This is a genomic window from Pseudogemmobacter sp. TB195, from assembly GCF_058313095.1.
The window spans coordinates 1-599 of the sequence record NZ_JBZEGG010000154.1 but is presented as its reverse complement, the minus strand read 5'-3'; the positions used below and the strand labels follow the sequence as shown (position 1 = coordinate 599).

General features: G+C 69.3%; 1 protein-coding gene. It reads right to left on the bottom strand.

Annotated features, from left to right (window positions below; all coding sequences use genetic code 11):
• Positions 1-599 (bottom strand): enoyl-CoA hydratase-related protein (locus AC4FS3_RS29110; protein WP_491023436.1); only part of this gene is annotated, 599 nt, incomplete at both ends.

Below are 599 nucleotides of genomic sequence, written 5' to 3'. Positions count from 1 at the left end.
GACACCCTCCCGTCCCTCGGCGCTGAACATGCGATCGGTAAAGTTGTGGGCGGCGGCCTCGGTCCGTTCCGGCCCACTGAGACCCGGCAGGGCGAGGATCAGCGCCTTGGTGTCGGCGATGGCGCCCGGGGCGCACTTCAGCACGTCCGCGCGGATTCCGGCCTCGATCGCCGCAAGGCTCGCGCTGTCTGTCCCGACGAAGTCGGCGAAGCCGAGCGCCTGCGCTTCCGCTCCGGTGAACCGGCCCGCCGTCAGCATCAGCCGCCGGCCAGTGGCGTAACCGAGTTTTTGCAGCACGAACGGCGAGATCTGCGCCGGCGACAGGCCAATCATCGTCTCGGTCATGGCGAAACGGGCGTCCGCCGCGCAGATCACCACGTCACAGCAGCAGGCGAGGCCGAAGCCGCCAGCCATGGCGGCGCCCTCGATTACCGCCACCGTGACCTGCGGCATGCTGTTGACCAGCGTCATCAGACCGCCGCCGTCCCGGCTCATCTGCACCACCCCGTCGCGGCTGGCCGCGCCGGAGGTCATGCTCCGGAACGATTTCAGATCGCCGCCAGCGCAGAACACGCCGCCACGTCCACGTAGGGTGATCC